At 68.5% G+C, this 22,743-nt stretch carries 19 protein-coding genes; 14 read left to right on the top strand and 5 right to left on the bottom strand.

Translation table 11 applies throughout. The features are described from left to right. The first annotated feature begins 117 nt into the window (after positions 1 to 117). The gene (locus tag KUV67_09670) at positions 118 to 882 is read left to right on the top strand and encodes a hypothetical protein (protein MBY6205148.1); all 765 of its coding nucleotides are present in this window, start codon (positions 118 to 120) and stop codon (positions 880 to 882) included. A gap of 149 nt (positions 883 to 1,031) precedes the next feature. Further along, positions 1,032 to 1,589 carry a hypothetical protein gene (locus KUV67_09665; GenBank protein MBY6205147.1) on the top strand — a complete coding sequence of 186 codons (558 nt, stop codon included), beginning with the start codon at positions 1,032 to 1,034 and terminating at the stop codon, positions 1,587 to 1,589. A 75-nt stretch (positions 1,590 to 1,664) separates the two neighbouring features. Here the strand turns inward: KUV67_09665 and KUV67_09660 are convergent, their stop codons facing one another. Next, a complete protein-coding gene (locus tag KUV67_09660; protein MBY6205146.1) occupies positions 1,665 to 6,980 on the bottom strand; it encodes a hypothetical protein in 5,316 nt (1,771 codons plus the stop codon). Continuing rightward, positions 6,967 to 9,252 carry a hypothetical protein gene (locus KUV67_09655; protein ID MBY6205145.1) on the bottom strand — a complete coding sequence of 762 codons (2,286 nt, stop codon included), beginning with the start codon at positions 9,250 to 9,252 and terminating at the stop codon, positions 6,967 to 6,969. The genes KUV67_09660 and KUV67_09655 overlap by 14 nt, the downstream gene beginning before the upstream one ends. Positions 9,253 to 9,734: 482 nt before the next feature. Between KUV67_09655 and KUV67_09650 the strand changes: the two genes are divergently transcribed. Both KUV67_09650 and KUV67_09645 read left to right on the top strand, forming a co-directional pair. Then, positions 9,735 to 10,049: a hypothetical protein gene (locus tag KUV67_09650; GenBank protein MBY6205144.1), complete on the top strand. Its 315-nt coding sequence runs from the start codon at positions 9,735 to 9,737 to the stop codon at positions 10,047 to 10,049. A 38-nt stretch (positions 10,050 to 10,087) separates the two neighbouring features. Continuing rightward, the gene (locus KUV67_09645) at positions 10,088 to 10,525 is read left to right on the top strand and encodes a GNAT family N-acetyltransferase (protein MBY6205143.1); all 438 of its coding nucleotides are present in this window, start codon (positions 10,088 to 10,090) and stop codon (positions 10,523 to 10,525) included. Between the two features lie 299 nt (positions 10,526 to 10,824). On the opposite strand, the gene murA is transcribed toward KUV67_09645, so the two are convergent. Both murA and KUV67_09635 read right to left on the bottom strand, forming a co-directional pair. Beyond that, positions 10,825 to 12,096 (bottom strand): UDP-N-acetylglucosamine 1-carboxyvinyltransferase, encoded by a 1,272-nt coding sequence (murA, locus tag KUV67_09640; GenBank protein ID MBY6205142.1) that lies wholly within the window; start codon positions 12,094 to 12,096, stop codon positions 10,825 to 10,827. Continuing rightward, positions 12,093 to 12,332 carry a BolA/IbaG family iron-sulfur metabolism protein gene (locus KUV67_09635; protein MBY6205141.1) on the bottom strand — a complete coding sequence of 80 codons (240 nt, stop codon included), beginning with the start codon at positions 12,330 to 12,332 and terminating at the stop codon, positions 12,093 to 12,095. The genes murA and KUV67_09635 overlap by 4 nt, the downstream gene beginning before the upstream one ends. 229 nt (positions 12,333 to 12,561) lie before the next feature. On the opposite strand from KUV67_09635, the gene KUV67_09630 reads away from it, so the two are divergent. The 10 genes from KUV67_09630 to KUV67_09585 all read left to right on the top strand — a co-directional run bounded on the left by KUV67_09630 (position 12,562) and on the right by KUV67_09585 (position 20,970). Beyond that, positions 12,562 to 13,521, top strand: a complete 960-nt coding sequence (locus KUV67_09630) for a calcium/sodium antiporter (protein MBY6205140.1) — start codon at positions 12,562 to 12,564, stop codon at positions 13,519 to 13,521. A 17-nt stretch (positions 13,522 to 13,538) separates the two neighbouring features. Further along, positions 13,539 to 14,561 (top strand): KpsF/GutQ family sugar-phosphate isomerase, encoded by a 1,023-nt coding sequence (locus KUV67_09625; protein ID MBY6205139.1) that lies wholly within the window; start codon positions 13,539 to 13,541, stop codon positions 14,559 to 14,561. Then, positions 14,558 to 15,112, top strand: a complete 555-nt coding sequence (locus tag KUV67_09620; protein MBY6205138.1) for an HAD family hydrolase — start codon at positions 14,558 to 14,560, stop codon at positions 15,110 to 15,112. Before KUV67_09625 ends, KUV67_09620 begins: the two co-directional genes overlap by 4 nt. Beyond that, positions 15,109 to 15,726 carry an LPS export ABC transporter periplasmic protein LptC gene (gene lptC / locus KUV67_09615; GenBank protein ID MBY6205137.1) on the top strand — a complete coding sequence of 206 codons (618 nt, stop codon included), beginning with the start codon at positions 15,109 to 15,111 and terminating at the stop codon, positions 15,724 to 15,726. The genes KUV67_09620 and lptC overlap by 4 nt, the downstream gene beginning before the upstream one ends. Then, a complete protein-coding gene (gene lptA / locus KUV67_09610) occupies positions 15,668 to 16,504 on the top strand; it encodes a lipopolysaccharide transport periplasmic protein LptA (GenBank protein ID MBY6205136.1) in 837 nt (278 codons plus the stop codon). The genes lptC and lptA overlap by 59 nt, the downstream gene beginning before the upstream one ends. Beyond that, complete coding sequence (lptB, locus tag KUV67_09605; protein ID MBY6205135.1) at positions 16,504 to 17,223, top strand: LPS export ABC transporter ATP-binding protein; 720 nt, start codon at positions 16,504 to 16,506, stop codon at positions 17,221 to 17,223. The genes lptA and lptB overlap by 1 nt, the downstream gene beginning before the upstream one ends. A gap of 11 nt (positions 17,224 to 17,234) precedes the next feature. Next, the gene (locus tag KUV67_09600) at positions 17,235 to 18,179 is read left to right on the top strand and encodes a class I SAM-dependent methyltransferase (protein ID MBY6205134.1); all 945 of its coding nucleotides are present in this window, start codon (positions 17,235 to 17,237) and stop codon (positions 18,177 to 18,179) included. After that, the gene (locus KUV67_09595; protein MBY6205133.1) at positions 18,161 to 19,054 is read left to right on the top strand and encodes a glycosyltransferase family 2 protein; all 894 of its coding nucleotides are present in this window, start codon (positions 18,161 to 18,163) and stop codon (positions 19,052 to 19,054) included. The genes KUV67_09600 and KUV67_09595 overlap by 19 nt, the downstream gene beginning before the upstream one ends. Next, on the top strand, positions 19,051 to 19,917 hold the full coding sequence (locus KUV67_09590; GenBank protein ID MBY6205132.1) for a hypothetical protein: 867 nt from the start codon (positions 19,051 to 19,053) through the stop codon (positions 19,915 to 19,917). The genes KUV67_09595 and KUV67_09590 overlap by 4 nt, the downstream gene beginning before the upstream one ends. Positions 19,918 to 20,307: 390 nt before the next feature. Beyond that, positions 20,308 to 20,970: a DUF480 domain-containing protein gene (locus KUV67_09585; protein MBY6205131.1), complete on the top strand. Its 663-nt coding sequence runs from the start codon at positions 20,308 to 20,310 to the stop codon at positions 20,968 to 20,970. 64 nt (positions 20,971 to 21,034) lie between these two features. On the opposite strand, the gene ettA is transcribed toward KUV67_09585, so the two are convergent. After that, positions 21,035 to 22,705 (bottom strand): energy-dependent translational throttle protein EttA, encoded by a 1,671-nt coding sequence (ettA, locus tag KUV67_09580; GenBank protein ID MBY6205130.1) that lies wholly within the window; start codon positions 22,703 to 22,705, stop codon positions 21,035 to 21,037. Positions 22,706 to 22,743 lie beyond the last annotated feature (38 nt).

Genomic DNA, 22,743 nt, shown 5'->3' with positions numbered 1-22,743 from the left:
TTGCCCCTCTCCGGAACATCGCCGCGGGTGCTAGGCTAGCCGCCGTTCGGCGCGCCCCAGCCCCGCCGCCCCGGCGGTGGGCGATCGGCGCCGGTCGCCCTCTTCAGGAGATTCAGGATGCCCGCACGCCAGCGGCTCGTTGACCGTTCCGCCGTGCCGCCGCTTGCCGCTCTCGGCTGCGCGATCCTGTTCATCGCGCTCACGGGCCTGGCGGCCGAGCGCCTCGGCATCCCCGTCGCCGACCTCACCCGCGATCCGGCCTCGACGATGGGCGTCCATCCGTTCATCGGCATCGTTTCGACCATCGGCATTCTCCTGTGGACCGCGACCGCGTCGATCTGCCTGTTCAGCGCCGCGCGGGCACGACGCGGGGGTTCCGACGAGGATGTCCGCTTCCTGCTCTGCACCGGAGCGCTGACGGCGACGCTGCTCGTCGACGACCTGTTCATGCTCCATGAATGGGCCTTCCCGCTGCATATCGGGGTGCTCGAGGAAATCGTCTACGGCACCTACGTGCTGATCTTCCTGCTGTACTACCTCCGCTTCCGGGGCCCGCTGGCCGACCACGGCCTGCCGTTGCTGCTCCTGGCCTGCGCTTGCTTCGCCGCGTCCATCCTGTGCGACCAGCTCGTGCCCAACGAAGGCCTGCAGTACCTGGTGGAGGATGGCTTCAAGCTGACCGGAATCACGGCCTGGTTCCTGTTCCACACGCGGGCCTGCTCGCGAATCCTGGACACGGCGGCCCGGGCGAACCGTTCGACGTCTTCCACGGCACCGTCGCGGGGCCGAGTGCAGCCGGGACCGGGCTCTCCCGCGACCGGACCAGCGGCCAGCGCGCCACGGCCGGGCGCTTGCGCGGACCCTGGCGATCGTGCACGATGATTTCGCTGGGGCGCAACGACCGACCGTGGGACGCCGGAAATGGTGCGACACGCAGACCGAACACGCGGCAAGCCGGGCGACGGGATCACGCCGCCATCGCGCCTGTCCGTCGGTCGAATGCGCCATCGGCATGATCGGGAGCCGTCGCGATGAACCAGGAAGTCGGCCTTGCCCTGTTCGCCGGCGGACTCACCGCCGTCGGCTGGCTGGTCAACCACATCCTCGGCGAGCGCGCCGAGCGTCGACGACGCCATGTACAGGCCCGCCTCGACTACACGACCCAGCAGCTCCAGGAACTGTACGGGCCTCTCGCATTCCTGATCATCGAAGGCCGGCAGATCTTCAGTGACCTGCTGGATTCGCTGGGTCGCCGTCACGTGTTCGACGGCGACCGACCGCTTCCACCCGAGGAACTGAAGACCTGGATCTTCTGGCTCGAGAATGCCTTCCTTCCGAGCAATCGGCAGATCCGAGACCTCCTGCGGTCGAAGACTCACCTGATCGAAGGCGCGCGGATGCCCGACAGCTTCGCACGGTTCCTCGAGCACCACAGCTCGTGGGAGATCCGGCACCAGCGGTGGGAGAAGGAGCAGGTCGACTATTCCTGGCACTCGGGCGTCAACTGGCCCGAGGACTTCGGCGCCGAAGTCCTCGCGACGTTCCGCCGACTCAAGGAACGACACGCCGAACTGGTCGGCCAGCTGTAGTCCGCATGCCGTCCCTACCCACCGGGGCGGGCCGCCGAGGGTCGGTTCGGGGCGAGCCGCCGCCGGCGGGCGTGGCTACTGCAATCCGACATCCGGGTAGAAGCGGGCCGGGCTGACATGGTCGGGCAAGGGCGCGAGTCCGGCGTCGGCGAGCACGTTGCCGAGGGCGCGTTCGGCCTCGTCGCGGGGAAGGCCGCTGATCCGGACGAACTCGTCGAGGGACATCTGGCGACTCCCGTCGCTGATCACGGACCGGGCGAGCATCTCTGCGCGCACCCGGAGGTCCGGGCTGCCGCCGGCGCCCGAAAGGCGCAGGAAGTCGCGCCGTGCCAGCTCGTAGGCAACTTCCCGGGGCACGCCGAGGGCAACCTGCTTCGCAACGAGATCATGGAGGAACAGTTGCTCCGCGGTACCGATCCGCCGCCCCGATCCCGCATTGCGGTTGTAGCGCGAGATCAGTTCGTCCAGTTCCCGACCGGCGGAGGCCGGCAGGACCAGGTCCAGGCGCTCGGTCCGTTCGAGCGGGCGGTTCATCCGTTCCGTGCCCGTTGGTCCGCCCGCGTTCGGACCCGGACCTTCGAGCAGATCACGGTCGCGCCCATGTGCCGCCACACCGGCGTCGCCGGCTGCATCAGCTGCGCCGGCGCCGCCGGCCTCGCGGTGGCGCGCGTGGATCCGGCGCAGGCGGTCGATCTCGTCGGGGGATGCCAGCCGTTCGAAGGGTTCTTCGCGGGTCATGGTGCCGGTCGATTCCAGGTCGTCGAAGAAATCGCGCCCCTGTCGCGAGGATCCTTCCACGAAATCATCGAGGAGGCGGAGATCGCGCGCGCCGAGATCTTCGGTCAACGCGTTGGCCAGGAGGATCTCGAGATCGACGACGTCCGGGTTCTCCGGACTCAGGACATGGAGTCCGCGCGCTTCGAGATGCAGGCGCTCGAGGCCCCGGATCGAGTCGATCATGTCTCCCTCCGATCCAGCGCGACGGAAGCGTCGCACGCCGGCGGCGATCTGCTCGAAGGGCACCCCGGCATCCAGCGATTCTTCGACGGCGTCGATCAGCCCCGGCACGATGCGGTCCCGTCGCGCGATGGCGCCACCGATCCGTTCCCTGGTGCGCTCGCGCGCGCTCCGTTCGGCACGCTCGACCAACGCCTCGACTTCCGGTGCACTCCTGCCGGCGTTGGCCGGGTCGTCCTCCACCCGCCGACGCAGGTCGGCGCGCTCGCTGTCGGTCAGGCGGAAGTCGTCGCGCGAACGCCGGCGGTAGAGTTCCTCGGCCAGCTCGGCCTGCTCTTCGACCGTCTCCCGCAACCGCTCGAGATACTCGGCAAGGTCGTCCGGCCCGTTGAAATCACCGCCGGACCGCGCCGCATCATCCGGAGGGTCTCCGCCATCGCCACCGCCGTCCATGCGCTCCGTCCGGCTTCGAGCCGATGCGTCGTCGCTCATGCGCTCCGTACCGGCGTCGCTCGGATCGATCGCGTCGTTCCCCGTGCGGCGCGTCCCGGTCCCTTCGTGTCCGCCGGAGAGCGCCCCGGCGCCTTCGTCGCGGCGGATGTCCCGTGCCGACGGGTCGGTCGGCGAATCGCCGTCGCTCCGGCTCGTCGCAGCGCGCCGGGCGGCCGGGTGCGGCTCCACTTCGAGGACGATGTCGAAGGGCGGCGGACCCTCGTCGGTTTCCCGAAGTCCGTGGCGACGCAGGTAGTCGTCGAAACTCTCCTCGGCAGGGCCCGGGATGTGCGACTCGCGGAAACCGCCGAGCGCGTATCCGGTGCCGGTCAGATCCAGGCGGGCGTTCCGGATGCGGTAACCGGCGAGATCGATCAGACTGCGCGCATAGTCCAGCGATCGCGTGTTCATCAGGAACTCGGAAACGCCGGCCTGTTCGATGAACTCGTCCCAGGACAACTCCGGGTAATGGGTCTGCTTGAACCAGGTGATCTGGACATTGGTCCGCGAGTTCATCACGAAGGACATGTGCACTTCGCGTAGCGGATTCCTGCCGGCGCCGCCGTAGCCGACCCCCACCCGATTCAGATAGCGCAACTGTGCGAACAGGAACGCGGGGAAGCCGCGTTCGGAAAGCCGGACGGGCAGCTCCGCGTCGATGTTGGCGGGGATGTGCTCGCGATAGGCCTTCTGCAGGCTGAGGGTGCCCGTCGAGGGATCGTAGCGGCGGATCAGCTCGTCCTGGGTGCCGTTCGGAGCACGGATCGTGATCATGTCGGCACCGGTCTCCATGCGCTTGAAGTTGATGAACCAACCCTTCCGGCTCAGCGCCCGGCGGCTTTGCGGATTCTCCATGCTCGCCTGGGTGTAGGCCTCTTCCCCCAGCGGCTCCCGCCTGCGGCTCATGCGCAGCTCGAGACGCCGCCGGAAATCGGCGGCACCGTTCCACGGGGTGTACAGCAGCATCTCCCGCGCCTCCGATGCGCGTCGGCCGCCGCTGTCGAGCGCTGCCCGGATGACCTCGCGACCCTCGTCGGTCATGGAGCGCAGGTCGCGCCGGAAGTAGATGGGTCTCTGCGCGGCGTCGAACAGGACGGACATGCCGCGCGTCCAGGCAGGAACGGGCGCCGAGGTTTCGAGGTTGCGCAGGTTGTCGAGCAGCCGTCGGGAGTCGTCGTCGAGCGCTGCCGCGGCGTTGCGCAGACCGCGCCGCTCACCCATGAAGCGCAGCATGTCCGTGTAGTCGCGGCGGTTCAGGCCCGTCGGGATGCGCCCGGGGTCGAACTCGTAACGCTGCAGCAGGCTTCGCCCGCGAAGCCAGCTCGCGCGGCGGTGAACGCTTCGGATGTCCGAGAAGATCTCCCCGACGCCGCGGGGAACGAACTCCATGACCAGTTCCGCGGAGACCATGAAACCGAATGCCGTCACCGTCTGGAACAGGGTCACGGCTTCTGCCTCGGCCCGCCGCAGGCGCCCATGACCGAGCACCTCGACAGCGCCCAGGGCGAATGCCAGCTCCCGTTCGCTCGAGGCGTAGGCGCTGCCGATGTCGTACGCCTCGCTTCCGATCTGCGCGGCCTCGATGACCAGGGAGGCCACCATGCCCGCGAAGCCGCCCCAGACCGCGACGGGAACCAGGGCGATGTCCACGGCCATGAGGATCAGGTCCGTGTCTTCTTCGGACAGCGCCTCGTAGGTCGATACCTGCTGTGCGAGCTGGGCGATGCGCCAGACGCGGAAGCGCGCGTCGTAGTCGGGCTCCCAGGTCGGATTTCGCTCGCCGGGCAGGCTCGAATCACCCAGCAGCACGAGACGCGGGAAGAGCTGCAACCGGATCGCATCGAACCCCGTTCCCGTGAGTTCCAGCAACTCATCGATGTCATCGGTGTCACAGGGGTCGATGTCCACCGCGACGTCGCGCGCGGATTCGATGCGTTCGGCGTAGGTCGACAGGGCCTCGCGCGTCGCCGCGATCACCCAGGGCGGCACATCGAGCCGGCCGTGGCGGTAGCGGTTCCCGGCATTGTCCGTTTCGTAGGTTTCCGAGAACGGCATCTGCTCGCCGCCCTCTCCCGTGACTTGAACGTCGCCGAGCGCGTGTGCGTGGGCGAGGACCTCGGGCTCGATGCCGCGCCGGAAGGCCACGATCTCCTCGTCGCTGCGTTCCTGTGCGTACTGGTCGTAGCGGTCCTGCATCAGGTCAAGGAAGCTCTTTCGCAGCAGGATCAGCGCCGCGTAGTCGCCCAGCTGCACGGTGGTGGACAGGGTGTCCCAGAAGAACAGCCGCCGCTCGTTGAACCGGTGGACGTCCCGGTGGTTCGCGGCGGCGAAGTCCTCCAGCTCGATTCCGCTGCAGCGAGCGGCTTCGGAGAGGTAGGCCTTCCACTGCGTTTCCACGCCGGGGTCCGCCGGGCTGCGATGCATCTGCAGGCGGGCGACGGCCGGTCCGATCGACACGAGGCCGGTTTCGTCCGCAAGAGCCGCGGTCAGCAGGTCGCCCGGCGCGACCGGGACCACGTGGTAGGCCGCGGACGTCGGTGCCGGCGGCAGCGCGATCGCCGGCGCCTGGCCCACGGAAGCCGCGGCCTCGCTGCCTATATCGACCAGGTGCAGCGGATCGGTGCGGTAGGTGCGTGGCCGGTCGGTGCGATGGGCGGGAACCCGGGCGCCGTCGGGCCCCAACCGCATCGGTGCTCCATTGCGGCCGGGCATCACCCACAGGGTTTCCTCGTCCAGGTCCAGTGCCGTGACGATCTCGATCTGCAGCGCCTCGGGGATGAACGCATCCCGGGTGGCTTCGAACGCGCGGCCCTCCATTCCGGCGCTCGTGGGCCGAACCGCGCGAACGAAGCGCACGGTGGCGCGGTTGTCTCCGAACTCGAGCATCCAGCTGCCCGCCAGGCCGTTCATCGTGAAGCTCTGGATACCCGGCTTCACGCCCGGAACGAGGTCGGCCCGCACCACGACGAAGTCGAGATCGGTCAGCGCTTCGCGGGACGTGCCCTCGGGCAGCAGGGCAAGGAGTTTCTCTTCTGCTCGCGACAATTCGTCGTTACCGTGCGCGTCGCGTGCCATCCGGCGGCCGTAGCGCACGAAGCTATAGGAAACGCCCTCGCTTTCCGAGACGAACCGGGCTGCGTGGCGCGGACCCTGCGGCAGGTTCCGACCCACGACCACCAGCGTCCGATAGTCGTTGTCCCGGCGATGGCCGTTGTCCTGGAAGCGGTGCGGGTAGTTGGGCAGGTCGCTGAATCCGCCGGCATAGGACAGCTGATCGGGCAATACGAAGGCCAGGTCGATGATCGGTTCGGGACGACTCCAGGCTTCCGTGCCCTGCTGCAGGCCGGTGCCGTCGTCGGCGATGGAGAAATCGCCGACGCGGCCGCCACCGTCGCGCGCCCGCCCGGTGAACGGGTCGGCCACGTACGACCAGGCGCCGAGCAGCGTGTCGGCCGCGACCAGTTCCATGTCCAGCGACAGGCGGTGCCGATCCGAGGGCTTGCGCTCGGCGATGGCGATGCGCAGCGTGTTCCCGCCGCTTCGGGCCTCCAGCTCGCGCGCCGATTCGGGCACGATCAGGTGGTGCTGCGGGTATCCATGGCCGTCGTTGAGCCACAGCACCGGGCTTTCGCCCTCCATGTCCACGCGCAAGGTCGCGCCGGATCGCACGTAGCGGGTCGAGACGAGCGTGTACTCGCGATCATCGACCGGATGCCGATAGATCGCGCGAACGGTTTCGGCAACCTCGTCCACCTCCACCACCCCCGGGACTCTTCCGAGGTTCCGGTCCTCGTAGTAGGTCTGCCAGCGGCCATCCAGGGAGACCACGGCCGGGTCGAAGCGATCGTCCCGGCCCGGATCGTCCGGTGCGGGCTGGCCCAGCCCGGACATCGGCAGCGCCAGTCCGACCAGGAGCAATGTCGCAAGGCTACGGCGAACCACCGGCCTGCTCCTCGGTGGGCCAGATGGCGTACAGCAGCTCGCTGCGGACGATGGTCGGATCGCTGTCGTCCCGGTACAGGTTGATCTCGTCGGCGGTTGCGAACGGCAGGTCGAAGGAGACCGGGTAGAACGCCCGACGGGCCGGCTCCTTCAAGCGGCCTTCGATCACGAAGGCCCTGCCGTATTCGACGGGCCCTTCGATGGGCCTGTAGGACCCATCGATCCGCTCCACCAGGTTCAGTTCCATGTCCTCGATCAGGCGCTCACCGACCGCGCATTCGGCCTCGCTCATGGCCTCGCCCACCGCCGGCCAAACGCTGCCGGCTGCACCCAGGTCGTTGGCCACGCCGAACGCCGACAACCCGCCGTCGCTGTCGTTGAACGGCGACAGCTCTTCCCGCACGACGAATTCGCTGCGATCGAGCAGCACGCAGTCGTAATGGCGCCCACCCAGCAGCCCGCAGCCGTTGTGCGACTGGATGAGCCTGGCTTCGTAGTGACCGGGCTTGTCGAACACGAACTCGGCCCGCGCGAGTCCGGACGAGAAATCGAGGTACTCGCTGCGCTGTTCGACGGCAACGGCACTCTCGCTCCCGCCTTCGAGTCGCGTACCGAGGCGCACGACTTCGATCCGGCCCTCCCGGCCCTGTCGCAACGGGTGGTCGTCCGGAACGTTGGCAGTGACCGCGATGGTTTCGCCGACGACCCAGGCCCGTCGCGCCATGCCCAGCGCATCGGTCAAGGGTGTGGCGAGGAGGTCGAAGCCGCGTTGTGCAACCAGGTCCGCGGTGCCGTCGACGGACGCCCGCGAAAGGGAGGCCAGATGCAACGCAGGCAAGGCGAAGGGCCGTTGCCGGAACTCGATGGCGCAGCCGGGCACCCGATGCCCCAGGGGCTTCACGGAGAGATCCAGGGGCGCGCCACCGGGATCGGACCAGGTCGCTTCGGGCTCCTCGCCGAGCAGGAAGACCCGGCCACCCCCTGGCATGCGCAGTCCGAAGCGGCCGCCGCTGGCCATGACCTCGAACGGATGCGTGAGCAGGGGCATGGCCCGGCCCATGGAACTCATGGTCAGCGCGAGCCGGTAGTGACCGGGCTCCAGGTCCGCATCGAGATCGAAGCCCGTTTTCTCGAGACCTTCGATCGGCCAGCGTTCGAGTACCTCTCCGACCGGGGTCTGCATCGCGAGCGGGCCGGGTCGCATCGGTTCACTGGCGCGAAACAGCATGAGTTCGGCACGTTCGCCCTGCATGCCCGACAGATCGATCATCACCGGGATGTCATCGCCCTCGCGGATGCGTATGCGGTCGTAGCCGAACTGGGGCCTTCCGGCAATCGTGAAGGAGAAGGGCACCGTCGGGGTGACCTCCGAACGCGATCCGTCCGATGCGACCGTGGGCGAGACGATCACCTGCGGAGCACGCCGGAAAAACGGTCGCTCGTCGAGGAGGTACCGGGTGCTGTCCATATCGTCGATCAGCAACTGCACCGCGAATTCCCCACCCGTCGGCGGCATCGCGAAGGTGTAGGGCACCTCGGGCTCGGCGTGCTGGACGAACTGGAAGGTTTCCGGCGTGCGTAGGCCGCTGGGCTGCAGTTCGACGAGGCGAAGCATGTAGCCCGGCCCGGCGTTGAATCCTGACATGGCCGGCGCGGAAAACTCGACGATCATCACGCCGGCATATCCGGCCTCGTCGGCGCTGGTGATGCGCAAGGCCCCCGGCCGCTCGGGCACGATCACGTCGAAGGGCTGTCGATCGATCATGAAGCCGTTCTGCAACAAGCGTGCCTCGTAGGGGCCGGGGTCGAGATCCTCGAAGGTCCGCTGCGATTCGGCGAGGTGCTGGCCGTTCCTGTCGATCAGCATTTCCGTCACCACGATGTCGTCGACGGCGTCGGCGCCACCACGCAACGCCCGGCCCCGGCGCACGAGCTGGAACTCGATCGGAATCGGTTCGCCGTTCGGCCGGACGCGCGCGGGCGGACGCCGCTCGATCGTCACGATCGCGCCGAAGTCCTGCACCGATCCGCCGTCGACGTCCAGCGCCCCCCGCGCCGGTGGCGCGTCCCGCACGAGCCGGACGTGACCGATCGGGCGGTCGTTGAGGAAAACGGTGAAATCGCGAACGGCTTCGCCACGGTTGAGGTAGGGCAGGAACTCGACGCGAGACCGGTTCCGATCGAGGGAGCGAGTGATGTCGCTGTAGCCTGGCGAGACCAGTCGCAGACGCAGGTATTCGCCGTCGCTTAAGCGGTAGTCGGCGACCAGCATCTCGCTGCTGGAAAAGATCGCTTTCGTGAAGCGGACAGCCTGCGCGCGCAGCGCTTCACCAGGGGCGCACGAGAGAATCAGGAGAACCGCAAGCCAGACGACCCGCCCGCAGGACACCCGGCGAACGGACGATCGGACCCCTGGGCTCGGCACTCGCGTGGCCATAGGCACCAGACCCCGATCCTGATCGTGGGCTCTTGCGCAGTATAGAGCGCTGAATCGAGCGAATCCAGCACGCCCGAGCGCGCGTTCCGTCTCCCACAGCAGGCACCGGCAGGTCCACCGTGATCGACCGATGACCCGATAGGAAAAAAGTCCGCGGTCCGCTCCCCATGCTCGAAATCCGCCGCATCGAGATCACACGGCAGGCGCTCGGAGCCCGGGCGGACTTCTGAAGCGACGCTGAAGCAAGGCAGACATCGCTGCTACGGAGCTGCCGGTAGGATACGTAACAATCGATCCGTTCGCTCAAGGAGGGTTCAGTGACCCGATTCTTCGCTCCACTCGTGCTGCTCGTCCTCTCGATGGTCGCCGTCGCGGCCGACAAGGTCGTCTATTCCACCGCCGAACTGCAGGTCTCGGGCAAGAACGATGTCGATGCCATCGTCGCGCAGTTCGTCGAGGACACGGAAGCCACCACGCCCGTCGAGCCGGAGCGGATGATGTTCCTGGTCGATGGTGAGGCGGTCGAGCGCCTCGACGATTACCTGCCGCGCTCCGACCGGGTCGAGGTGATGTCGGACGGCACGTACATCATCATCAACGTGGTGATGCAAGCCGAAGCCGAGGTCGACTGAGTGCAGGCCACCCGCTCGATCGGACCCCGCGTTTCCCGATGATCGATGAGGCCTACGTCCAGGAGCCGGCGGTCCCGGACGTCGCCGAGTACTGCGACCTCCGCACCCGCTGCGGGCTCTCGCCGAAGCGCGCCGGGGCCGCGTCGAAAGGCCTCCCGAACAGCCTGTTCTCGACCGTCATCCGGCGGGAGGGTGCGCTGGTCGCGATGGGCCGCGTGGTCGGCGACGGCGGCTGCAACTTCGAGGTCGTCGACGTGGCCGTGCACCCCGACCACCAGCGCCGCGGCCTGGGAACGAGAATCATGCGAGCGATCCGGGAATGGCTCGACGACAACGCGCCGGAGACGGCCTACGTTTCCCTGATCGCCGATCACCACTCGCCGAAGCTGTACTCGAAGTTCGGCTTCGAGCCCACCACGCCCAGGTCGATCGGGATGGCGTACAGCGTGAGACGCCGCGATCCGGGATCGAAGTAGTCGATCGACGGTTCGAATCACTCCTGGACCCGGACCCGCCCACCCCTCCTCAAGATTGAAGGCCGGTAGGAGTGAGCTTGCGAGCGAACCGAACCTTTCCGGAAGAATGCAGGCCTGTGGGAGTGAGCTTGCGAGCGAACCGAACACTTCCGGAAGAATGCAGGCCTGTCGGGGCGAGCTTGCGAGCGAACCGAACCTTTCCGGAAGAATGCAGGCCTGTGGGAGTGAGCTTGCGAGCGAACCGAAAAACTTCACCATTCGCTCGCAAGCTCACTCCCACAGGCACAGCTCCGGCAGCGCTAGGCGGCCTTGTCCGTGACCCGACGAATTCGCGCGCCGAGCTGCCCCAGCTTCTCCTCGATGTTCTCGTAACCGCGATCGATGTGGTAGACCCGGTCGATCAACGTCGATCCCTCGGCCACGAGACCGGCCAGGACCAGCGAGGCCGATGCGCGCAGGTCGGTGGCCATCAGCGGCGCGGCCGCCAGTTTCGGTTTGCCGCGGATGACGACCATGTTGCCGTCGACGCGCATGTCGGCACCGAGACGCTGGAGTTCCTGGACATGCATGAATCGGTTCTCGAACACCGTCTCGCGGACCACGCCGGTGCCCTCGGCGATCGCGTTGAGCGCCGTGAACTGCGCCTGCATGTCGGTCGGAAAGCCGGGATACGGCGCGGTGGTGACATCGACTGCCTTCGGCCGACGACCGCCCATGTCGAGCTCGATCCAGTCGGGCCCGCTGTCGATCGTCGCACCGGCCTGCTCGAGTTTCTGCAGCACGGCGTCGAGCGTCCGCGGGTCGGCGCCCCGGGCGTGGACCTTGCCGCCGGTCATGGCGCCGGCCACCAGGAACGTGCCGGCCTCGATGCGGTCGGCCAGCACCCGGTAGTCGAAGCCGGCCAGCTCGGGCACGCCGCGGATGACCAGCGTGTTGGAGCCCGCGCCTTCGATATCGGCCCCCATGTCGTTGAGGCACCGCGCCAGGTCGGCCACCTCCGGCTCCTGTGCCGCGTTCTCGATGACGCTCGTGCCCTCGGCGCGCACCGCGGCCATCATGATGTTCTCGGTGCCGGTCACGGTCGCGGTGTCGAGCACGATCCGCGCCCCCTTCAGCGATTTCGCCTCGGCCACGATGTAGCCGGACTCGATCCGCACGTCCGCGCCCAGCGCCGCCAGGCCGCGCAGGTGCTGGTCGACCGGTCGGGCGCCGATCGCGCAGCCGCCCGGCAGCGACACGCGGGCTGCACCGAAGCGTGCCAGCAGCGGGCCCAGCACGAGTACCGAGGCGCGCATGGTCTTGACCAGCTCGTAGGGGGCCTCGTGGTGGGCCACCCGCGACGTGTCCAGTTCGATCGTCAGCTGGTCGGCCAGGCCGACCTCCGCGCCCATCTGGGCCAGCAGCTCGATCGACGTGGTCACGTCCTTGAGGTGCGGCACGTTCTTCAGGCGGCACGGTTGCTCGGTGAGCAGGCTGGCCATGAGGATCGGCAGCACGGCGTTCTTGGCGCCGGAGATCGGCACCGTGCCGGCCAGCGGCACACCACCGTCGATCCGGATCCGGGTGCTCACGATGCCTGGCCGAGTTCCTGCGGCGTTTTCAGCTGCAGGGAGAGGGCGTGGATCTCGCGTCCGAGCTCGGGTCCGATGGCGTCGTGTACGCGCCGGTGACGCTGGACGCGGCTCTGGCCGTCGAAACCGGCGTCGACGACTTTCGCGCTAAAATGCACGTTGTCGTCGCTCGATACGGAGACGTCGGCGTCCGGAAACGCCTCCCGCAGCAGCTTCTCGATCTGTTCGCTGTTCATGGATACTCTGTTGGGTTTCCCGGCATGATTTCACGTTCGGTCCGGCGACTCGTTCGCCGACGGGGCGGTGAAGTGCAGTTTCCGCGGCCGGCTCGCGGTCCGCGCGGTGGCGCGGACGCGGGCTCCGCAGCTTCTTTCGTCAAGAATCCGACATGGTAAACGAATCGATGGTTTCATCTGGATCAACCGCCGGTACCGGGGCAACGACCCAAGCGACAGTGATCGCCGGATGCTGATCCCGCTGCTGCAGCTTGCTGCCGGCTTCGTGCTGCTGATCTGGTCCGCCGACCGTCTCGTGGCCGGCGCCTCGGCACTGGCACGGAATTTCGGCGTCTCGCCGATGGTCGTCGGCCTCACCATCGTCGGTTTCGGCACCTCGGCGCCGGAAATGGTCGTCTCGGCGCTGGCCTCGCTGGAAGGCAATCCCTCGCTGGCCATCGGCAACGCGCTGGGCTCCAACATCGCCAACGTCGGCCTGATCCTCGGCCTGACCGGGCTGATCTACCCGATGGACGTCGAGGCCTCCGCACGCCGCCGCGAGTTCCCGATTCTCGGCCTCGTGACGATCCTGACCGCCGTCCTGATGGTGAACGGCTCCCTTAGCCGCGCCGATGGATTCATCCTGATCGGCGGCCTGTTCCTGTTCATCGCTTCGATGGCCGTACGCACGCTGGTGCAGGCCAAGTCCGACCCGACCACCGACGCGCTGCTGTCGGAGATTCCGGAAGGCATGCCGACGAAGACCGCGGTGATCTGGACCCTGATCGGCCTGGTCGTGCTGCCCGTCTCGGCCCAGATGCTGGTCGACGGCGCAGTCTCGCTGGCGGTGATGATCGGCGTTTCCGAGGCGGTGATCGGCCTGACCGTGGTCGCCCTGGGCACCAGCCTGCCCGAGCTCGCCGCGGCGATCGCCAGCGCGGTGAAGAAGGAAGACGACCTGGCGATCGGCAACATCCTCGGCTCCAACCTGTTCAACCTCCTGGGCGTCCTCGGCATCGCCGCCCTGATCCACCCGATGACGATCGAACCGATCCTGATCTGGCGCGACCTGCCGGTCATGGCGGGCATTTTCGTGGCGCTGGCGATCGCCGCCTACACCGGACGGCGCGTCGGCCGCGGCGAAGCGGGCGTGCTGCTGCTCGCCTACCTCGTCTACCAAGTGGTGGTATTCCACGAGGCACTGGGCTGAGCGGCTACACTTGGCGCATGAGCGATTCCGCACCGAACCGCACCCGTACGAAGACCGACGGCGACGAACTCGACGGCGCCGCGCTGATCGAGCGCGGGCGTGAAGTCCTGGCCACGGAGGCCCGGGCGATCACCGCGCTGGCCGGGCGGCTCGACGACGCGTTCGTCGACGCCTGCCGCCTGGTGCTGGCCTGCGACGGCCACCTGATCGTTACCGGCATGGGCAAGTCCGGCCATATCGGCCACAAGCTGGCGGCCACGCTCGCGTCGACCGGCACGCCGGCCTTCTTCGTCCACCCGGCCGAGGCCAGCCACGGCGACCTGGGCATGATCCGCAGCGGCGACCTGATCGTCGCCCTGTCGAACTCTGGCGAGACCGCCGAACTGCTGGCCCTGCTGCCGGTCATCAAGCGGCTCGGGGTCCGGCTGATCGCGATGACCGGCAACGCCGACTCGACCCTGGCCCGGCACGCCGACGTCCACCTCGACACCGGCGTCGACCGCGAAGCCTGCCCGCTGGGCCTGGCGCCGACCGCATCGACGTCGGCCCAGCTGGCGATGGGCGACGCGCTGGCCATGGGCGTCCTCGACGCGCGCGGCTTCACCGCCGAGGACTTCGCCCGCTCCCATCCCGGCGGCTCCCTCGGCAAGCGGCTGCTGCTCCACATCGCCGACGTGATGCATTCCGGCGACGACCTGCCGGCGATCGGCCCCGACCGCACCGTTTCCGACGCGATCGTCGAGATCACCCGGGCCCGGCTCGGCCTGTGCGCCGTGATCGACGACGCGCGACGGGTGCTGGGCATCCTGACCGACGGCGACCTCCGGCGCGGCCTCGACGGCGTCGGCGATATCCGCACCACGCCGGTGCGCGACCTGATGACCGCCGAGCCGCAGACGATCGATGCCGACGCGCTGGCGGCCGAGGCGGTCGAGCAGATGCAGGCCCGCCGCATCCAGGGCTTGCTGGTGGTCGACGAGGAGGGCCGGCTGGTCGGCGCCCTGAACTTCCAGGACCTGCTCCAGGCCGGCGTCGTATGAACGGGGGAACGCCGACGCCCACCCCGGTCGACGAGGCCCTGCTCGAGCGTGCGAAGCCGGTCCGTCTTGCCGTGTTCGACATCGACGGCGTGATGACCGACGGTCGCCTGTACCGCGACGACGCCGGCCAGGAGATCAAGGCCTTCTATTCCCGCGACGGCCTCGGCCTGAAGGCGATCATGCGCTACGACGTCAAGGTGGCCGCGCTGACCGCGCGCGACTCGAGGCTCGTGCGCAAGCGGATGTCGGAACTCGGCATCGAGCACCTGATCCAGGGCCGGCACGACAAGGGCGTGGCCCTCGGAGAACTGCTCGAAGCCACCGGCGTTGCCGCCGAACACACCGCCTACATGGGCGACGACCTGGTCGACTGGCCCGCCATGAAGACCGTCCACCTCAAGTGCTGCCCGCTGGACGCGGACGCCTGGATCGCCGGGCAGTGCGACTTCGTCGCGGCGCACGCCGGCGGCCGCGGCGCGGTTCGCGACCTCTGCGAACTGCTGCTCGCCGCCCGCGGCAAGCTGTCGGAGTGGCGGACCTCGTTCGGGTGAAGCGCAAGCGCACCTGGCTGCTGGCAAGCGTGGCGCTGCTGCTTGCGGTGCTGGGCAACTGGTGGCTGAACCAGCGCGGCGACCGCGACGCCGACGCGACCGATCGACCCGAGGCTACCTTCGACTACGCGCTCAGCGACTACCGGGCCACCCTGTTCGATGCCGAGGGCCGGGTCTCGCTGCGAGTAGCCGGTCCGCGCCTGGAGCACGACCCGGCCACGCGCGAGGCCCGGCTCGAGCAACCGCGTTTCGAACTGCCGACAGACGATGCGGCCTGGACGGGCCGGGCCGACCGCGGCGTGCTGTACCGCGACGACGAGACGCTGGCCCTGATCGGCAACGTCGTCGCCGAGCGGCCGCACCCGCGCGGGACGGTGAGGATCGACGCCGAGCGTCTCGACCACGACCGGCGTGCCGGGGAGCTGCGGTCCGACCGCCCCGTGCGTGTACGACAGGCAGGCGACGAACTGACCGGTGGTACTCTTGTCTACTTCATGAACGATGACCGGGTGGAGCTTGAAAACGATGTGCACGCGATCTATCGCGACGCTTCTGATGATGAGTCTCTGGGCGACCGCGACCCCGCTCCTGGCGCAGGAACGGACGACCGCTGAATCGACCCCGGCTCGCCAGGCAACCGGTCCGGCGACCGGTCCGACCATCCGTCCGGCGATCGTCATCGACGCCGAGCGAAATTTCTACGACCTCCGCTCCGGCGTGACCCGCTTCGAGGACAACGTGTCCATCACGCGCGGCGCGATGGAGGTGCAGGCCGATCGAGGCATCATCCGCCAGGCCGAGGGGCAGATCACGGAGGTCGAGCTCGAAGGGCAGCCCAGCACGTGGCGGGACCGGCTGGAGGACGGCTCGGTGGTCACCGGGGAGGCCCGGATGATCCATTTCGACGTCATCGCCAACATCGTCACCCTGACCGGCAACGCGATCATCCGCCACGAGCAGGGCGAGTTCACCGGTGACGAACTGGTCTACGACCTGACCGCTGAAAGCCTGGCGGGGCGCAGCACCGGCAACGAGCGCGTCCGCGTGGTCATCGAACCCGACGCCATGTCCGATCCGCGCCCGGCGCCCGCCCCGAACGGCGGCGAGCCCGAAAGCGAACAGGATGCCGAAGGTGGAGCCGAAGGGCCGGCAGCAAGCAATGCGGACACCGGGGAAGAGACCGCCGAGCCCCCCGGCACCGGATCGACCGATCCCGAGGCCAGCGGGGTCGAGTCCGCGGCCCCGGATTCGTCGGACCCGGCGTCGACGGACCCGCAATCGATCGACTCCGAACCGTCCGATTCGGAATCGCCGGACGCGACCGATGACGACGTCGAGGACGACTCCGACGGCGAAGGCGGCGGCAACGAACCGGACTCGGACGGCCGCTGATGCTGGTCGCGGAGAACCTGGTCAAGCGCTACCGCGGCCGCGCCGTCGTCCACGGCGTGTCGCTCGAGGTCCGGCGCGGTGAAGTCGTCGGCCTGCTCGGACCGAACGGCGCCGGCAAGACCACCTGCTTCTACATGGTCGTCGGCCTGGTGCCCGCCGACGGCGGCACGATCCGGCTCGACGACACCGACATCACCCGGGCCAACATGCACCGGCGCGCGAGGCTGGGCCTGGGCTACCTGCCCCAGGAAGCCTCGATCTTCCGCAGGATGACCGTGCGCGACAACATCGTCGCCATCCTCGAACTGCGCAAGGACCTCGACCGCGACGGTCGCGAAGCCGAACTGAGCCGGCTGATGGACGAGTTCAGCATCGGGCACCTCACCGACCAGCTGGGCGTGAGCCTGTCCGGCGGCGAACGGCGCCGGGTCGAGATCGCCCGCGCCCTGGCCGCGGACCCGCGCTTCATCCTGCTCGACGAGCCCTTCGCCGGCGTCGACCCGATTTCCGTCGGCGAGATCCAGCGCATCGTCGCGCATCTCCGCGACCGGGACATCGGCATCCTGATCACCGATCACAACGTGCGCGAGACGCTGGGCATCTGCGATCGTGCCTACATCATCTCCGAGGGCCGCGTCCTGACCCAGGGGCCGCCCGACGCGGTGCTCGCCGACGAGGACGTGCGCAACGTCTACCTCGGCAAGGAATTCCGCCTCTAGGGGCCGTCTCGATGTCCGCCGAGCCAGAACACGACGACGCGCTGGAGTTCACCGGCGAACGGTTCACCCCCGAGTGCGTCCGCGAGATCGTCTACGAGCACTGGCACCGCTACGCCTGGGCGCGTGGCCTGGTGGCCGGCAAGGACGTGCTCGACTGCGCTTGCGGCGAAGGCTACGGCAGCCGCTTGCTCGCCGGCCGCGCGCGCTCGGTCGTCGGCGTGGACGTTGACCCGGAGGCGATCGCCCATGCCCGCCGGCGGTATTCGGCCGACGGGCTCGAATTCCTCGAAGCCGACGCGCTCGACCTTCCGTTCGAGGACGATCGCTTCGACGTGGTGGTCTCCTTCGAGACCCTCGAGCACCTCGCCGGACACGACGAGCTGCTGGCCGGCTTCCGGCGCGTGCTCAGGCCCGGCGGCGTGCTGCTGCTGTCCTCGCCGGACAAGCGCACCTACTCCGACCTGACCGGCTACGACAACGAGTTCCACGTCCGCGAACTCTACCGCGACGAGCTCGAAGCCCTGCTCGGTCGCCATTTTCCGAACCATCGCCTGCACGGCCAGAAGCTGATGTTCCATTCGCTGCTCTGGTCCCTGGACGACGACTCGGGCACCGAACACCTGACCTTGTCCGACGACGGTACGGTGACCAAGGATCGGCGCCCGGCCGCCGAGCCGCTGTACTTCCTGGCCATCGCTGCCGCCGACGGCGTGGACCTGCCGGAACCGCCGGCGCTGTCGCTGTTCACCGACGAAGCCGAGAGCGTGTACGCCCACTACAACGAGGAAGTGCGCAAGCACATCGCTGCCGGTCACCTGCTGGCCGAGCGCGAACGCGAGATCGAGCGGCTGCGCGCGGCGCTCGAGCTCGCTCGATCGAACTCCGACGCCCCGGACGCTTCTACGGACACCTCCTCCACCTGGACGCGGCTCCGCCGGTGGCTGACGAAGCGCTGAGCCTGCGCGACGCGCTCCGACGGGTCGGCGTGCTGATCGTCAACTACAACGCCGGACCGTGGCTCGAGCGCGGAGCCCGACGACTCGCCGAGGGCCACGGCGCCGCGCTCGAAATCGTCATCGTCGACAACGGTTCGACCGACGACAGCCTTGCCGGCCTTTCCGGTCCGAACCTCCGCATCGACCGGGCCAAGGCGAACCTGGGGTTCGGCCCGGGCATGAATCGCGCCGCGCGCCTGACCGAACGCGAACTGTTGCTGCTGCTCAATCCCGACGCCGCGATCTCGCACGACGACCTGGGCCGGCTGGTCCGGGAGCTCGATGCCCACCCGGAGTCCGTGCTGGTCTCCGGACGGGTGATCGACGACGCGGGCCGCGAGCAGCGCGGCAGCCGACGCCGAGCGCCGACAGCGGGCCGAGTCCTCGCCGAGCTGCTGCCCGGCGCCTCCGGGCGCGGTATCGACCTGACCGGCACACCGGCGCCGGACCGGCCGACCGAACTCGACGCCGTGTCCGGGGCCTGCATGCTGGTTCGCGCCGCCGCCTTCCGCGCGGTCGGCGGCTTCGACGAGGGCTATCCGCTGCACTTCGAGGACCTGGACCTGTTCGCCCGCTTGCGCGCTGCAGGCGGCCGCCTGCGCTGGGTCCCCGACGTGACGATCCGCCACGTCGGCGGCGTCTCGTCCCGCGGCCGATCACTGCACGTCATGCGCTCCAAGCATCGCGGCCTCATGCGCTACATCCGGCAGCACATCGCGACCGGCGCAAGCGCCTGGCAGCGCCCCTTCTGGTGGCTGGCCCTGACCGGCAGCCGGCTCCTCCGTACGCCGTTCGCCGCTCTCCGGGATCGCCGCTTCCGGCCGGAGGCCGCGTGATCCCCGGCCTGGCAAGCGGACCGGCCCCGGTCCTGGTGCTCGGCGCCACCGGCGCGGTCGGCCGGTGCCTGCTCGCTCGCCTGGCCGAGGCCGCGGTGCCCGTGATGGCCGTTTCGCGCCGGGTGCCGGATGCCGATTGGCCCGGCGTGCTGTGGTTGCAGCACGATCTCGCCCGGGAACCCCTGCGCGCCGAGTCGCAGGTGATGCTCAGCGCCGGCCCCCTGACGCTGGCGCGCCGCCAGCTCGAGCGCCTGCCGTCGGTCCGCCGGGTCGTGGTGCTGGGCTCGGCCAGCGTGCGCTTCAAGCAGGACTCCCCGGACCCGGCCGAGCGCGCGATGATGCGCGAACTGGCCGACGCCGAACTGCGGCTGGCCGAGTGCGCGGAGCGCCGCGGTATCGACGTCACCCTGCTCCGGCCGACCCTGATCTACGGCGGCGACCACGACCGCAACGTTTCGGTGATCGCCGAGGCGGCCCGGTCGCGACGGGTGCTTCCGATCGCCGGCCGCGGACTGCGCCAGCCGGTCCACGCCGAGGACCTGGCGCGGCTGATGACCCGGCTGGTCGCGCGCCGCGGGCACGGCTTCGAGCCCTTCGACCTCGGCGGCGGCGAGACCCTCCCCTACCCCGACTTCGTCCGCCGCATCGCATCCGCGGCCGGCGCCGACCCGAACATCGTCCAGGTGCCCGGTCCCTTGCTGACGGCGCTCGTGCGCACCGGCCGGGCCTTCGGCCGATTCCGGTCCGTGACCCCGACCATGATCCGCCGCCAGCGCATGGACCTCGTCGTCGACGACACCCCCGCGCGCGAACACCTCGCCTGGAACCCCCGCCCGTTCCGGCCATCCTTTTCGTCGGACTGATACGGCTTCGGTCGAACGGAATCGCCAGCGACCTGTAGAGGATGGGCGCGAATGCGCGAAGGAGCAAAGGACGCGACGAAAGAGATTGAAAGAATCCGGACAGCGTTTTCTCGCAGAGACGCGGAGCCGCAGAGGAACAGCACGAGGGTCCCGAAGCCAGGACGCCTGTGGGAGTGAGCTTGCGAGCGATCTTGTTCTCTACCCGAACTCTTCGCTCGCAAGCTCACTCCCACAGACGTTCGCTCTACGGTCTTGTCTACCGGCCCGACAGCCTATGCGAGACATCGCCTTCCGATCTTTCCATACGATGCTTCGCGCCCTTCGCTCCTTTTTCTCCTGGCGTCTATCATCTACAGGACGCTGCCCCTTGAACCGAACGGAGCTCCGACCATGATCGACGATGCGCCGCTGCCGCTGGACGAGCCGCTTTCGCAGCAAGAAGCCCGGGTGCTGGGTTGCCTGATCGAGAAGGAGGCGACGACGCCGGAGACGTATCCGTTGACCGAGAACGCGGCGCGTACGGCCGCGAACCAGAAGACCAGTCGGCACCCGCAGATGAACCTGAGCGAAGGCGAGGTGGGTCAGGCGCTGCGCAGGCTGGAAACCCGCGGCCTGGTCAAGAGCGAGTACGGCGCGCGGGCCTCCCGCTACGCCCACCGCGTGGAATCGGGCCTGAAGCTGACGCGTGAACAGAAGGCGCTGCTTGGCCTGATGCTGCTGCGCGGGCCGCAGACCCTGGCCGAGCTGTTCAGCCGGTCGTCCAGGCTGCACCGCTTCGACGAGCTCGAGGACGTGGACTACGCGCTGGAGCGCCTGTGCTCCGGCGAAGCGCCGATGGCCGTCCGCATTCCGAAGGGCCCGGGCCAGCGCGAGGACCGCTACATGCACCGCCTCTGCGGCCCGGTGGCCGCCGATGCGGGTCGCGCGGCGCCGGGCGCCGACAGCCGCCCCGCGGAGGCGTCGGGTGCGCCGTCTGCCGACGCCGACCTCATCGCCCGCCTCGAAGCCCTCGAAGCCCGCGTCGCCGACCTCGAATCGAAGCTCGACGACTGAGGCCTCGCTCGAGCTCGGCGCCAGAGTCCTCTAAGGAAATCGGCCACAAAGCCGAAACGAAGCCCTACCCGTCGATGCGCTTGTACTTGATGCGATGCGGGCCGGCCTGGTCGCCTTTCCGGCGCTTGAGGTCCTTTTCGTAGTCGGAGAAGTTGCCTTCGAACCACTCGACGTGCGAATCGCCCTCGAAGGCCAGCACGTGGGTGGCGATGCGGTCCAGGAACCAGCGATCGTGCGAGGTGACCAACACGCAACCGGGGAAGGCCAGGATGGCCTCTTCCAGCGCGCGGAGCGTCTCGACGTCGAGGTCGTTGGTCGGCTCGTCGAGCATCAGCACGTTGCCACCGGAGCGCAGTACCTTGGCCAGGTGGACACGGTTGCGCTCACCGCCCGACAGCTGGCCGACCCGCTTCTGCTGGTCCGAACCCTTGAAGTTGAAGCGGCTGGCGTAGGCGCGCGCCGGGATCGAGTAGTTGCCGACCTGGATGGTCTCGGCGCCTTCGGCGATCTCTTCCCACACCTGGCGGTCATCGGCGAGGCTGTCGCGCTTCTGGTCCACGTAGCCGATCTCGACCGTCGAGCCGATCGTGATGCGTCCCGAGTCCGGCTGCTCCTCGCCGGCGATCATCCGGAACAGCGTCGACTTGCCGGCGCCGTTGCCGCCGATGATGCCGACGATCGCGCCCGGCGGCACCTGGAACGAAAGGTCCTCGATCAACAGCTTGTTGCCGAAGGCCTTGGTCAGGTTCTCGACCTCGATGACCTGGTCGCCGAGACGCGGACCCGGCGGAATGTAGATCTGCTGGGTCTCGTTGCGCGCCTGGAACTCCTTCGAGTTGAGTTCCTCGAACTGCTTCAGGCGGGCCTTGCTCTTGGCCTGGCGGCCCTTCGGGTTGCTGCGCACCCACTCCAGCTCTTCCTTCAGTGCGCGCTGGCGCGACTGCTCCTGCTTCTCTTCGCGGGCCAGGCGGGCTTCCTTCTGCTCCAGCCAGCTGGTGTAATTGCCCTCGAAGGGGATGCCGTGACCGCGGTCCATTTCGAGAATCCAGCCGGCGACGTTGTCCAGGAAGTAGCGGTCATGGGTCACCGCCATCACGGTGCCGGAGAAATCGTGCAGGAAGCGCTCCAGCCAGGCCACCGACTCGGCGTCGAGGTGGTTGGTCGGCTCGTCGAGGAGCAGCATGTCGGGCTTGGACAGCAGCAGGCGGCACAGCGCGACGCGGCGGCGCTCGCCCCCCGACAGCACCTTGATCTCCGTGTCCCAGGCCGGCAGCCGCAGCGCATCGGCGGCGACTTCGAGCGTGCGGTCCAGGTCCCAGCCGTCGGCCGAATCGATCCTGTCCTGCAGTTCGGCCTGCTCGGCCAGCAGCTCGGTCATTTCCTCGTCGGACATCGGCTCGGCGAACTTCTCCGAGATCTCGTCGAAGCGCTTGAGCATGTCGCGCAGTTCGCCGAGGCCGTCCATCACGGCCTCCCGAACCGTCGCCTCCTCGGGCAGTTCGGGCTCCTGCGGCAGGTAGCCGATGTTGATCCCGGGCTGCGGACGCGCTTCACCGTCGAACTCGGTGTCGACCCCGGCCATGATTCGGAGCACGGTCGACTTGCCGGCCCCGTTCAGGCCGAGCACGCCGATCTTGGCGCCGGGAAAGAACGACAGGGAGATGTCCTTGATCAGCGTGCGGTTCGGTGGAACCACCTTGCTGACGCGATTCATGGTGTAGACGTACTGAGCCATTGGGTAAACCTTCGGAGTTGCAACGGGAGGGGCCGGCA

The organism is Halomonas denitrificans, assembly GCA_019800895.1.
Taxonomy (GTDB): Bacteria; Pseudomonadota; Gammaproteobacteria; order Xanthomonadales; family Wenzhouxiangellaceae.
Note: the sequence above shows the minus strand (reverse complement) of the source record. Positions and strands in the feature narration are given on the sequence as shown.

What these genes read in the sequence shown, in the direction of transcription:
- KUV67_09645 (MBY6205143.1), top strand. Translation starts at nt 10,088, where the DNA reads ATGATCGATGAGGCCTACGTCCAGGAGCCGGCGGTCCCGGACGTCGCC.
- lptA (MBY6205136.1), top strand. Translation starts at nt 15,668, where the DNA reads ATGATGAGTCTCTGGGCGACCGCGACCCCGCTCCTGGCGCAGGAACGG.
- KUV67_09585 (MBY6205131.1), top strand. Translation starts at nt 20,308, where the DNA reads ATGATCGACGATGCGCCGCTGCCGCTGGACGAGCCGCTTTCGCAGCAA.
- KUV67_09600 (MBY6205134.1), top strand. Translation starts at nt 17,235, where the DNA reads ATGTCCGCCGAGCCAGAACACGACGACGCGCTGGAGTTCACCGGCGAA.
- KUV67_09655 (MBY6205145.1), bottom strand. Translation starts at nt 9,252, where the DNA reads ATGCTGGTCGCCGACTACCGCTTAAGCGACGGCGAATACCTGCGTCTG.
- KUV67_09625 (MBY6205139.1), top strand. Translation starts at nt 13,539, where the DNA reads ATGAGCGATTCCGCACCGAACCGCACCCGTACGAAGACCGACGGCGAC.
- KUV67_09635 (MBY6205141.1), bottom strand. Translation starts at nt 12,332, where the DNA reads ATGAACAGCGAACAGATCGAGAAGCTGCTGCGGGAGGCGTTTCCGGAC.
- KUV67_09670 (MBY6205148.1), top strand. Translation starts at nt 118, where the DNA reads ATGCCCGCACGCCAGCGGCTCGTTGACCGTTCCGCCGTGCCGCCGCTT.
- lptB (MBY6205135.1), top strand. Translation starts at nt 16,504, where the DNA reads ATGCTGGTCGCGGAGAACCTGGTCAAGCGCTACCGCGGCCGCGCCGTC.
- KUV67_09665 (MBY6205147.1), top strand. Translation starts at nt 1,032, where the DNA reads ATGAACCAGGAAGTCGGCCTTGCCCTGTTCGCCGGCGGACTCACCGCC.
- KUV67_09630 (MBY6205140.1), top strand. Translation starts at nt 12,562, where the DNA reads ATGCTGATCCCGCTGCTGCAGCTTGCTGCCGGCTTCGTGCTGCTGATC.
- KUV67_09620 (MBY6205138.1), top strand. Translation starts at nt 14,558, where the DNA reads ATGAACGGGGGAACGCCGACGCCCACCCCGGTCGACGAGGCCCTGCTC.
- ettA (MBY6205130.1), bottom strand. Translation starts at nt 22,705, where the DNA reads ATGGCTCAGTACGTCTACACCATGAATCGCGTCAGCAAGGTGGTTCCA.